Genomic DNA, 12,068 nt, shown 5'->3' with positions numbered 1-12,068 from the left:
CCTAGAGCAAAGCCATCAGCCGCGCCTTCTCGCCCGCGTCGTCGGGCCGCGAGATCGCCTCCGCGAGGGCTTCGAGCGAGGCGATGTTGTGGCCGGCGCGGAAGGCGTCGACGTGGGGCAGCATCGCCCGGATCCCCGCCGCCTTCGGCGCGAAGCCCTCCCAGCGCAAAAGCGGGTTGAGCCAGATCAGCCGGCGAGACGACAGCTGCAGCCGCTCGATCTCGCGCGCCAGCCGCTCCGGATTGTCGCGGTCGAGCCCGTCGGTGATCAGCAGCACCACCGCCCCCTGCCCCAGCACCCGGCGCGACCAGTCGCGGTTGAAGGCGTGCAGGCAGTCGCCGATCCGCGTGCCGCCCTCCCAGTCCTGCGCCTCCGCCCCCGCCGCCGCCAGCGCCGCGTCAACGTCGCGGGTGGCGAGGTGGCGGGTGATGTTGGTCAGCCGGGTGCCGAAGGTGAAGCCATGCACCTTCGCCCATCCCTGGCCCTTGCGGTTGGCCACCGCGTGCAGGAAATGCAGCACGATGCGGCTGTAGGCGCTCATCGAGCCGGAAATGTCGCACAGCACCACGAGGTTGGGCCAGCGGGTCCGCCGCGCCTTCGTGGCGAAGTCGCGCAGCTCGCCGCCCCGGCGGGCCGCGTCGCGCATGGTGCTGCGCCAGTCCGGCATCCGGCCGAGGCGCGCCGGGCGGGTGCGGCGCGAGGCAAGCGGCTTCACCGGCAGTTCGAGCCGCGACAGCATCCGCCGCGCCTCGGCCATCTCGGCATTCGACATCTGCTCGAAATCGAGGCTGCGCAGGCGTTCCTCCGACGACATCGTGAGCGTGGCATCCACCTCGATCTCGGTGCCGCCCTCCTCGCCCGCGATCTCGGGCAGATTCTGCTCCAGCCCGTCGAGCAGCGCCTCCGCGGCGCGTTTCTCGCCCGGCCGCGCCGCGCGCTCCTCCTGCGCCCCGCGCACCGAGGGCAGCATCAGCGCCATCATGTGCTCCATGTAGCGCGGATCGCGCCAGAACAGCCGGAACACCTGGGCAAACACCCGCCGTTCCTCGGGCCGCGAGACGAAAACCGCGTGCAGCGTCCAGTAGAAATCGACCTTCTCGGTGAAGCCCGCCGCCGCCACCGCCCGCGCCGCCTCGATCACCTTGCCCGGCCCAGCCTTCAGCCCGGCGGCCCTGAGCGCCCGGGCGAAATGCACGAGGTTGGCCGTGAGCCGGGGGTTGTCGGGCAGGTCGAGCGGGGGAAGTGCCATCGCTAGCGCGCCGTCCCGGCCACGCGGGGGCTCTGCCCCCGCACCCCCGAGGTATTTTTGCCAGGATGAAGGGGCATCACGCCTGCTCCAGCGCCTTGCGGCTGTCGTCGAGGATGCGGACCGCCTCACTCCCCGCCAGCCGCTGGATATCGTCCTGGTATTTCAGGATCGCGCCGATGGTGTCGGCGATCACCTCCGGTGACAGCGCGATCACGTCGAGGGCGAGCAGGCATTTCGCCCAGTCGATGGTTTCGGCCACGCCCGGGCGCTTGAACAGGTCTTCGGTGCGCAACCGCTGCACGAAAGCGACGATCTCGCGGCTGAGTTGCTCCGCGGCCTCGGGGCAGCGCGCGGCGAGGATTTCCATCTCGCGCTCGAAGCCGGGGTAATCGACCCAGTGGTAAAGGCAGCGGCGCTTGAGCGCGTCGTGCACCTCGCGGGTGCGGTTGGAGGTGAGGATCACGATCGGCGGCTCGGGCGCCTTCACCGTGCCGAGTTCCGGGATCGTCACCTGGTAGTCGGAGAGCGCCTCCAGCAGGAAGGCCTCGAAGGGCTCATCGGTGCGGTCGATCTCGTCGATCAGCAGCACCGGCGCGCCGCCCGGTTGCGGCGACATCGCTTCCAGCAGCGGCCGGCGGATCAGGAACCGGTCGGAAAAGAGTTCGTCGGTGAGCGCGCCCCGGTCGGTGCCCTCGGTGACCTCGGCGGTGCGGATCGCCACCATCTGCGCGGGGAAGTTCCATTCGTAGACGGCAGACGCCGCGTCGAGCCCCTCGTAGCATTGCAGACGGATCAGGCGGCGGCCGAGCCCGGCGGCGAGCGCCTTGGCGATCTCGGTCTTGCCCACACCCGCCTCGCCTTCGAGAAACAGAGGCCGGCCGAGCCTGAGCGCGAGGAACGCCACCGTGGCGAGCGCCCGGCCCGCGACGTAGTTCTCGCCTGCGAGCATCTCCTGCACACCCTCGATGCTGTCGGGTATCGTGGTCATCGCGCTGCCTCCCTGACGCGACCTCATGGGACATGGAGGCGCGCGCCGGGTCAAGCCCCCGGAGCGGGGTGGTTTTGTATCCAATTGCGAAAAGATTGATTTTTCCGCCGGGGCTTGGCACACGTTATGTCAACAATCCGGCGTCAGACCGGGGCGGGCAAGCGGGTATCAGGCGGAGCCATGTTCATGTGCGGCAAAAAACGGGCGGGGGCGTGACCATGCGCATCACCGCCGTAACTTGCGTGAAGAACGAGGGACCTTTCCTGATCGAGTGGATCGCCTTCAACCGGGTGATCGGGGTGACCGATTTCCTGTTCTATTCCAACGATTGCAGCGACGCGACCGACCGTCTGCTCGACCGGCTCGCCGAGCTGGGCGTGGTCACCCACCTGCCCAACCCCGCCGAGGGGCGCAACTACCAGATGGAGGCGTTGAAGGATGCGCGCAAACAGCCGCTGGTGCTGGAGGCGGACTGGGTCTGGATCGCCGATGTGGACGAGTTTCTGAACATCCATGTCGGCGAGGGCACGATCCCCGAGCTGATCGACGCCTGCGGCAACCCGCACGCGATCTCGGTCACCTTCCAGTTCTTCGCCAACGGCGGCATCGAAGCCTACGAGGATCGCCCGGTGATCCAGCAGTTCACCCGCTCGCACAACCCCGAGATCTGGTGCGCCGAGACGGCGCAGGAGGTCAAGACGCTGATCCGAAGGGGCTTTCCGGTGAAGTATTACGGCGCGCACCGGCCCTTCATGAAGGACGGGCTGAAAAAGGACGCGCGCCCGGCCTGGACCGACGGATCGGGGCGCGACGTGCCGTGGAAATTCCGCGTCGCCGGCAACAAGCGGCGGATCCGCAAGTTCCCCGCCCGGGGCGCGCGCGATTTTGCCACGCTTAACCACTACGCCCTGCGCTCGCTCGACAGCTACCTCGTCAAGAACGATCGCGGCGACGTGAACCGCGAGAACCGCAATTTCGACGACTCCTACTGGCGCGAACGCAACGACCCGGCGATCGAGGACAAGAGCATTCACCGTTACCTGCCCCGGCTGCGCGCCGAGATGAAGCGGCTGATGGCCGACAAGGAGGTCGCGGCGCTGCACGCCGAGGCCGTCGCCGCCCACCGCGCCACCCGCGACCGGCTGATGGCCGACCCGGATTACCAGGCGCTGCGCACGCGGCTTCTGGCCCTGCCGCACGAAAGCCCGGCGGAACTGGCGCTGATGGAATTGATCGGGGAGGCGCCGGCATGATCCCCGACGATCTCAGGGTGGTGAACCTCGGCCTGCCTAAATCCGGCACCACGACGCTGGGCGAGGCGCTGAAACGCGCCGGGATGCGGGTGGCGGACTGGAAGATCCGCCCCGGCCAGAGCAGCCGGCGCGGCTTCGTCGGCAAGCTGATGTACCAGGGCTGGTTCGACAGCGGCGATCCGCTGCACTACCTCACCGACTTCAACGCCTTCACCGAGATCGAGGTGGTGCGCGACGGCAAGAACCTCTGGCCGCAGACCGATTGGGCGCTGCTCGCGGCGATCCGCGCGCTCTACCCCGGCGCGAAGTTCATCCTCTCGCACCGTGACCCGGCGAAACACGCCGACAGCATGCGGCGCTGGTCGAACCTCGGCAAGCGCCGTCTGCCGATCCATGCGGTGCCCGGCCTGCCGGAAGGCTACGGCAAGAAGCCCGGCGAGCTGGAACGCTGGATCGAAGGCCACACGGCCTTTTGCCGGCAGGTCTTCGCGGGCGCGGAGGACTTCATGGAATACGACGTGGAAGATCCCGAGGCGCAGGCGAAGATCGCGGCCTTCCTCGGCATCGAGCTGCCGTGGTGGGGCACCGCGAACAGGAACGAGAACCACCCCGGCGAAGGCGAGGCTTGATGCGGATCATCCTGCATATCGGTTTGCCCCACTGCGGCGCGGCCCGGCTTCAGGCCGTGCTCGACGACAAGCGCGGCCAGCTGTTGCAAAAGGGCGTACTCTTCGCCGGCGGCGCGGGGCGCAAGAACCACACCAGGCTCTACATGGCGGTGTCGGACCCGGGCCATGTCGACCCTTTGCGCTTTGCCCGCGGCTTCGCGGCGACAGCGGCGCAGGAGCGGCTGAGGCGGGTGGTGACGCAGGATCTGCAGGCGGAAGTGGCGCGCCATGCGCCGGAGGTTGTGCTGCTCTCGGCCCACCAGCTCGCCACCCTGCCCAACCGCTCCGAACTTGAGCGGCTCAAGGCGCTGCTGGGCACGGTCTCGGACGACATCACGATCCTCGCCCATGTCGACGAGCAGGCCCGCGTGCTCCTGCGCCATTATGCGCAGGCGGTGCAGGAGGGGCGCACCGCCTCGCTCGATCAGGAGCTTGCGCTCACCGATGCCGCCGACTGGCGCGCCGCCGCGTTAAAGGATTGGGCCCGGATCAGCCCGGCGCTTCAGGATTTTCCCGAGTTGCAGGGCGTGCCGCACTGGCTCGATTACGCTCGCCTCGTCGCGCGCTGGGAAGAGGTGTTCGGCGCCGGCAAGGTGGTGCTGCGGCCCTACGCGCCGGACCGCTTCCAGTCCGGCGAGATCATCGACGAGCTGCGCGGGATGCTGGGGATCGAGGGCAATATCGGCAAGGCCGATCCGGCCCCGCCCGCGCCGCTGCCCTCGGCCGCCACGCTGGCGCGGTGGCGGGCGCTCAACGGCGTGTTCGTCAAGCTGCTGGGCACCGGCCGGGTCATCCCGCGGCCGTTGTGGAAGACGCTTCTGGGCGAAGTGGCCATTCCCGGCGAGCCGATCCCCGCGGCCCGCCTTTCGGCCTTTTCCAAGCGGTTCGAGAAAGACAACCGGGCGCTGGTGAAGGCCCACCCCGCGCTCACCGAGGCGAGCCTGAAACGCGACCGCGCGCGTGGCACCTGGGCCGAGGCCGACCCGGGGCAAGGCTTCCGCGCCACGCAATACGCCGCCGCCTTCCTGCCGCGGATCGACGATGCCACGCGCAAGGCGAAAAAAGCCCAGGCCGGGGCCGGGGTGAAGAAAGCCTCCGACGCAGAGGGCCTGACCCCCACCGCCGAGAAGATCCTCTCGGACCGGGCGAAGGAGAACTTCTTTCACCTGCGCGGCGGGCGTTTCGCGCCGCACAACCGGCTCGGCCGGGTCAACGAGGAAGACCCGGCGGAGGCCTTCGCGGAGCTGCCGGCGCGTGATCTGCCCGAGGGCAGCAGCGGCAAGGTCATCGTCGGCTGCATGAAGAACGAGGCGCCCTATATCCTCGAATGGATCGCCTATCACCGCCAGATCGGCGTCGACAACTTCCTGATCTACACCAACGATTGCACCGACGGCACGCACGAGCTTCTCGACCGGCTGCAGGAGCTTGGCATCGTTCAGCACCGCTACAACAACGACTGGAAGGGCAATTCGCCCCAGCAGCACGCGCTCAACAAGTCGCTGAAAGAGCCGGTGATCCGGAACGCCGAATGGGTCATCCACATCGACGTGGACGAATTCATCAACATCCGCGTCGGCAACGGCACCCTCGCCGATTTTCTCGACCGCGTGCCCGACGCCACCAACGTGGCGATGACGTGGCGGCTGTTCGGCCACAACGGCATCGAGCGGTTCGAGGACCGGCTGGTGATCGAGCAGTTCGACAGCGCGGCGCCGAAATACTGCCCCAAGCCCCACACCACCTGGGGCTTCAAGACCATGACCCGCAACATGGGGGCCTATGCCAAGCTGTCCTGCCACCGGCCCAACAAGCTCGACCCGGCGATGAAGCCGAAGATGAAATGGGTCAACGGCTCGGGGCAGGAGATGACCGAAACCTATCACGAGAAGGGCTGGCGCTCCGATCTCAAGACCATCGGCTACGACATGCTCCAGCTCAACCACTACGCGCTGCGCTCGGCCGAAAGCTTCCTGGTCAAGCGCCAGCGCGGCCGGGCGCTGCACGTCGACCGCTCGATCGGGCTGAATTACTGGGTGCGGATGGATTGGGGCGGCAACAAGGACGTGACCATCCAGCGCAACATCCCCCGCCTGCGCGCCGAGATGGCGCGGCTGATGGCCGACGCGCAGGTCAAGCGGCTGCACGAGGCGGGCGTGGAATGGCACAAGGCCAAGGCCGCCGAACTGCACGCCATGCCCGAATTCCAGGAGCTTTACGCCCAGGCGATCGGCACCGATCTGACCGAGCTCGAACGCGTCGCCTTCGCGCTGGCGCTCGACATGGAGAGCTGACCGCCCTGCACTTCGAAGGATCCAGAGCATGAACACATCCGCCGAACAGCCCCAGACGCAGTTTTTGCGCTGCCGGGGCCTGCGCTTTCCCGACGATGAGCGATTCATCTCTCAACGAACCCGCCGACTCCTGAAAACGAACCAATACGAGGAACGCGAGGCAAACGCGGTGCGCGCCTTGGTGAAGCCCGATGACGTGGCACTGGAGATCGGCGCCGGGATCGGCTTCATGTCGACCCTGATGGCGCGGTCGTGCAAGGCCAGCAAGGTTCATGCTTTCGAGGCCAATCCTTCGATGATTCCCTATATCGAGCGGGTTCATGCGCTCAACGAGGTATCCGGCCGGGTGATCTTGAAAAACGCGGTGCTCGGCGCACGCAAGGGCAAGACCACGTTCTACGAACGCGCGCATTTTTCCGCCTCTTCGCTCGACGAAAACCCGGCGGGCGAAACGAGCCCGGTCGTCGCCCGCCACGAGGTGTCCGTGCTCAACATCAAGACCGAGATGAAAGCGATCGCGCCGAGTGTCGTGGTTTGCGATATCGAGGGCGCCGAGGCCGATCTGGTGCCGCTGATGGATCTTTCCACCGTCCGCCTTGGGGTTGTGGAGTTGCATCCGCAGTGGATCGGCAAGGCCGGGGTGCAAGCGGTTTTCGATGCGTTCCAAGCCGCTGGTCTGACCTTTTTCCCCAAGACCTCGAACAAGAAAGTCGTCACATTCCGGCGAGATTGGTAAGATGCGCGCCACCGCCGTGCTCACCGTGCGCAACGAAGGCGCCTTCCTGATCGAATGGCTCGCCCATCACAAGGGCGTCGGCTTCACCGATTTCCTCGTGCTGTCGAACGATTGCGACGACGGCACCGACGCGATGCTGAACCGGCTGGCGGACCTGGGCGAGATCGTGCACCTGCCCAACCCCGGCCCGCACGAGGGCGGCGTGCAGTTCGCCGCGATGAAACGGGCCGACACCCACCCGCTGGTGCGCGGCGCCGACTGGCTGATGACGCTCGACATCGACGAGTTCGTCAACATCCATGTCGGCGACCACAGCCTTACCGCCCTCCGCGCCGCCCTGCCCGTGGCCGATGCGATCACCCTCACCTGGCGTTTGTTCGGCAATTGCGGGCGGCGCGACTATGAAGACCGGCCGATCACCGAGCAATTCACCCGCGCCGCCCCGGAGGTCATGGTCTGGCCCTGGCGCGCCTTCATGTTCAAGACGCTTTTCCGCAACGCCGGGGCCTACGGCAAGCTCGGCGTGCACCGCCCGCGCGCCCCCACCGAGGCCGCCGACACCGCCCGCTGGTTCGACGGCGAGGGCCGCGAACTGGAGCCGCGCTTTCGCCGGGGCCAGATCTTCTCGCCCTTCGGACGCAGGAACTACCGCCTCGCCCAGCTCAACCACTACCCGCTCGGCGCGATGGAGAGCTACATCGTCAAGCGCGACCGGGGCCGCGCGGTGCATGGCGGCGAGGCGCTGGGGCTCGATTACTGGACCGAGCGCAACTGGTGCCAGGTCGAGGACAGCTCGATCCGGGCCGCCGAGGGCTTGCGCGCGCCGCACCTCGCGCGGCTGCGCGCCGATCCGGTGCTGGCCCGGTTGCACGCCGAGGCGGTGGCCTGGCGCAAGGCGCGGTTCGCCGCGCTGATGGCCGACGAGCCGAACCGCGCGCTTTTCGGCCGCTTGCTGCTCGCCCCCCCGGCCCGCGTCGTCCCGCCCGACGAGGCCCGCCGGCTGTTCGCCTTCACCCGCCCGCCGACGACCGGCTGAGGGCCGCCGACCGGGGGGCGAAAACACCCCGATCGGCACGCGGGTGGCGCAATCCGTCCATTGCGCTCAAACCTTGATACGGGTCAAAGCCCGGGGGCGCGAAACAGGCTAGGCACGGGGCAACTTTCACAGAAAGGACCGCAATCATGGCCACAGCCTCCCAAGACATCCGTCAGCTCATCTGGTTCGAAGAGCTCCGGCGCGCAGATGTCGCCCTCGTCGGCGGCAAGAACTCCTCGCTCGGCGAGATGGTCTCGCAGCTCGAACCGCTCGGCATCAAGGTGCCGCCGGGCTATGCCACCACCTCCGACGCCTTCCGCGCCTTCATCGAGGCCAACGATCTTCATCACGTGATCGAAGAAACCATGTCTGAACTCGACGATGGCAAGATCACGCTGCCCGAGGCCGGCAAGAAGGTGCGCGCCGCGGTGATCGCGGGCGAATTCCCCGAGGCCAGCCGCAAGGCCATCGTTGAGGCCTATCACGAGCTTGGCCGCCGGGTGGGCGGTGACAACCCTTCCGTCGCCGTGCGCTCCTCGGCCACCGCCGAAGACCTGCCCGACGCCTCCTTCGCGGGACAGCAGGAAACCTACCTCAACGTGGTGGGTGAAAAGGCCCTGCTGGAGACCTGCCGCAAGTGCTTTGCCTCGCTGTTCACCGACCGGGCGATTTCCTACCGCAACGTGCAGGGCTTCGGCCACCTCGACGTGGCGCTGTCGATCGGCGTTCAGCTGATGGTGCGCTCCGATATCGGCGGCTCGGGCGTGATGTTCTCGATCGACACCGAAACCGGCTGGCCCCATGCCGTGCTGATCAACGCCGCCTGGGGGCTGGGCGAGAACGTGGTTCAGGGCGCGGTGACGCCGGATGAATACCAGGTCTACAAACCCTTCCTCGACCGCAAGGACGTGACGCCGATCATCGAGAAGAAGCTCGGCGCGAAAGAGAAGAAGATGATCTACGCCGGGCTCGAAGGCGGCGACATCAAGAACGTGCCCACCTCGAAGGCCGAGAAGGAAGCCTTCGTGCTGTCGGACGAGGAGATCGTTGAACTGGCGCGCTACGCCAAGACGATCGAAGACCACTACGGCCAGCCGATGGACATGGAATGGGCGCGCGACGGCGTGAACGGCGGCATCTACATCGTCCAGGCCCGGCCCGAAACGGTGCAGAGCCGGGTGCAGGCCGGCGCGATGAAACGCTTCAGCGTGACCAGCCACGAGAAGATCCTGCTCAAGGGCCTCTCGGTCGGCGCGGCGGTGGCCACCGGCACGATCTGCCTGATCGAAGACGTCAAGGACATCGACAAGTTCACCGACGGCGCGATCCTCGTCACCACCCAGACCGACCCGGACTGGGTGCCGATCATGAAACGCGCCAAGGCGATCATCACCGATTCCGGCGGGCGCACCAGCCACGCCGCCATCGTCAGCCGAGAACTGGGCGTGCCCGCGATCGTCGGCACCGGCAACGCCACCCACGTGCTGCACGACATGCAAGACGTCACGGTGGATTGCTCCGAGGGCGACGAGGGGCTGATCTACGAGGGTTTTGCCGAGTATGAGGTAGAAGAGCTCGATCTCACCCACGTTCCCGAGACCAAGACCAAGATCATGCTCAACCTCGCCAACCCCTCGACCTCGGCGCGCTGGTGGCGCCTGCCGATCGACGGCGTCGGGCTCGCGCGGATGGAATTCGTGATCAACAACGCGATCATCGCCCACCCGCTCGCGCTGATCCACTTCGACAAGGTGAAAAAGCAAAGCGACCGCGACTTCATCGAGGAACTGACCAAGGGCTACGACGACAAGTCGCAATTCTTCATCGACACGCTCGCGCGCGGCCTCAGCCGGATCGCGGCGCTGGCCTATCCCAACAAGGTCATCGTGCGCATGTCGGACTTCAAGACGAACGAATACGCCGAGCTTGTCGGCGGCAAGCAGTTCGAACCGAAGGAAGAAAACCCAATGATCGGCTTCCGCGGCGCCTCGCGCTACTACTCGGAGAGCTACGAACCGGGCTACGCGCTCGAATGCAAGGCGATCAAGAAGCTGCGCGAGGAGATGGGGTTCGACAACGTCGTGATCATGATCCCGTTCTGCCGCTCGCTCGAAGAGGCCGACAAGGTGCTCGAGGTTTCGGCCCGCCACGGCCTCGTGCGCGGCGAGAACGGGCTGGAGATCTACGTGATGTGCGAGATCCCCGCCAACGTGATCCTCGCCGAGCAGTTCGCCGACCGGTTCGACGGCTTCTCGATCGGCTCGAACGACCTCACCCAGCTCACCATGGGGGTGGACCGCGATTCGGGCACGCTGGCCGATTTGTTCGACGAATCGAACGAGGCGGTGAAGTGGATGATCTCGACGGTGATCGACAAGGCGCACAAGACCGGCAGCTATGTCGGCCTATGCGGCCAGGCGCCGTCGAACAACCCGACCTTCGCCAAGTTCCTCGTCGAAGCCGGGATCGACACGATCTCGGTGACCCCCGACAGCTTCATCGCGGTGAAGGAAAACGTGGCCGAGGCCGAGAAGGCCAAGGGCTGAGGCGACGCGGGCGCGCGCCCGCGTGGGGCCGGGGCGCGCGCCCCGGCCCGCCTGCCGTCACCGGCAACGCGGCCGGAACGTGGCGTCATTCCTGCCTTGAGCCGGCCACCCTGGTCACCTCCTCGGAAATGATCCGCGCGATCAGGGCGCAGTCGTCGAGGCTGAAGGCGAGCGGCAGCCGCATGTCGATCAGCCCCGCGAGCACCCGGTCGGTGCGCGGCAGCGCGTCGTGCGCCGCGTAGTGCCAATGGCCGTAGCGCGAGGTGAAACCCTGCGGCTCGGGCGCGCCGAACCATTTGAGCTGCACCCCGCGCGCGCCGCAGCCATCCAGCACCGCCCGCACGGCCGCCTCGACCCAGTCGAGCAGGAGGAACTGGAATGACGACATCACGTAATCTTCCGCCTCCGGCCGCTCGATCAGCGTGAGCCCCGGCGTGCCGCGCAGCCCCGCCTCCACCGCGCGGTAGCGCGCGTTCCAGCCCGCGCAGCGCGCATCGAGCTCGGCCAGCTGCGGCCGCAGCACAGCCGCGCGCAGGTTGTCCATCCGCCCCGAGATGTTGGGCATGTCGTATTTCACCGCCGCGAAGGCCTCGGGCGGCGGGGCCGCGCCGTGGCGCTCGTAGAACATGTAGCTCCCCGAAAGCAGAACCATCTTCGCCGCAAGCTCGGCGTCGTCGGTGACGAGCAGCCCGCCCTCGCCCGAGTTCATGTGCTTGTAGCTCTGGGTCGAATAGGCCCCGATCACGCCGTGACGGCCCGAAAGCACGCCGTTCCAGCGCGCGCCGAGGGTATGGGCGCAATCCTCCACCACCGCGATGCCCGCCGCGTCGCAGATCGCCATCAGCCGGTCCATGTCGGCGATGTGGCCGCGCATGTGGCTGAGCAGCAGCACCCGCGCCTCGCCGGCCTTGGCGGCGAGATCCTCGAGGTCGATCACCAGCGCCTCGGTGACGCCGACGAACACCGGCACCGCGCCGAGGCTGGCGATCGCGCCGGGCACCGGCGCGAGGGTGAAGGCATTGGTGAGCACCTTGTCGCCCGGGCCCACACCGAGCGCGCGCAGCGCCGTGGCGAGCGCGTAGCCGCCCGAGGCCACGGCGAGGGCATAGCGCGCACCCGCCCAGTCGGCGAACGCGCGCTCCAGCCGCGACACCTCCGACGGCGCATCCGGCGCCTCGGCGTAGCGGTGCAGCCGGCCCGAGCGCATCACCGCCAGCGCCGCCGCCTCCGCTTGCGCCGGCAGCGGATCGGTCTGGGTGAAATTGCCGGTGAATATCTCTTGCGTCATGGCGTGAGAC

The 12,068-nt window shown here is 67.4% G+C and carries 9 protein-coding genes; 6 read left to right on the top strand and 3 right to left on the bottom strand.

Going from position 1 to position 12,068, the window contains the following annotated elements:
- Nucleotide 1: 1 nt before the first annotated feature.
- Nucleotides 2-1,249, bottom strand: a complete 1,248-nt coding sequence (locus tag IEW01_RS13425) for a vWA domain-containing protein (RefSeq protein ID WP_188528528.1) — start codon at nt 1,247-1,249, stop codon at nt 2-4.
- Nucleotides 1,250-1,325: 76 nt separating this feature from the next.
- Entirely contained in the window at nt 1,326-2,237 is a 912-nt protein-coding gene (locus tag IEW01_RS13420) for an AAA family ATPase (RefSeq protein WP_188528526.1), read from the bottom strand.
- A gap of 218 nt (nt 2,238-2,455) precedes the next feature.
- On the opposite strand from IEW01_RS13420, the gene IEW01_RS13415 reads away from it, so the two are divergent.
- From IEW01_RS13415 to ppsA, 6 genes are all read left to right on the top strand, one after another.
- Nucleotides 2,456-3,490 (top strand): glycosyltransferase family 2 protein, encoded by a 1,035-nt coding sequence (locus IEW01_RS13415; protein WP_188528524.1) that lies wholly within the window; start codon nt 2,456-2,458, stop codon nt 3,488-3,490.
- Complete coding sequence (locus IEW01_RS13410) at nt 3,487-4,119, top strand: sulfotransferase (RefSeq protein ID WP_188528522.1); 633 nt, start codon at nt 3,487-3,489, stop codon at nt 4,117-4,119. Before IEW01_RS13415 ends, IEW01_RS13410 begins: the two co-directional genes overlap by 4 nt.
- The gene (locus tag IEW01_RS13405) at nt 4,119-6,452 is read left to right on the top strand and encodes a glycosyltransferase family 2 protein (RefSeq protein ID WP_188528520.1); all 2,334 of its coding nucleotides are present in this window, start codon (nt 4,119-4,121) and stop codon (nt 6,450-6,452) included. Before IEW01_RS13410 ends, IEW01_RS13405 begins: the two co-directional genes overlap by 1 nt.
- A 28-nt stretch (nt 6,453-6,480) precedes the next feature.
- Nucleotides 6,481-7,188: an FkbM family methyltransferase gene (locus tag IEW01_RS13400; RefSeq protein WP_188528518.1), complete on the top strand. Its 708-nt coding sequence runs from the start codon at nt 6,481-6,483 to the stop codon at nt 7,186-7,188.
- 1 nt (nt 7,189) lies between these two features.
- On the top strand, nt 7,190-8,224 hold the full coding sequence (locus IEW01_RS13395) for a glycosyltransferase family 2 protein (protein WP_188528515.1): 1,035 nt from the start codon (nt 7,190-7,192) through the stop codon (nt 8,222-8,224).
- 146 nt (nt 8,225-8,370) lie between these two features.
- Nucleotides 8,371-10,770: a phosphoenolpyruvate synthase gene (gene ppsA, locus IEW01_RS13390; protein ID WP_188528513.1), complete on the top strand. Its 2,400-nt coding sequence runs from the start codon at nt 8,371-8,373 to the stop codon at nt 10,768-10,770.
- Nucleotides 10,771-10,855: 85 nt separating this feature from the next.
- On the opposite strand, the gene IEW01_RS13385 is transcribed toward ppsA, so the two are convergent.
- Complete coding sequence (locus tag IEW01_RS13385) at nt 10,856-12,058, bottom strand: DegT/DnrJ/EryC1/StrS family aminotransferase (protein ID WP_188528511.1); 1,203 nt, start codon at nt 12,056-12,058, stop codon at nt 10,856-10,858.
- Between the last annotated feature and the right edge of the window lie 10 nt (nt 12,059-12,068).

The organism is Sinisalibacter lacisalsi (genome assembly GCF_014640115.1).
Classification (GTDB): domain Bacteria; phylum Pseudomonadota; class Alphaproteobacteria; order Rhodobacterales; family Rhodobacteraceae; genus Sinisalibacter; species Sinisalibacter lacisalsi.
This window is presented reverse-complemented; position numbering and strand designations above follow the sequence as displayed.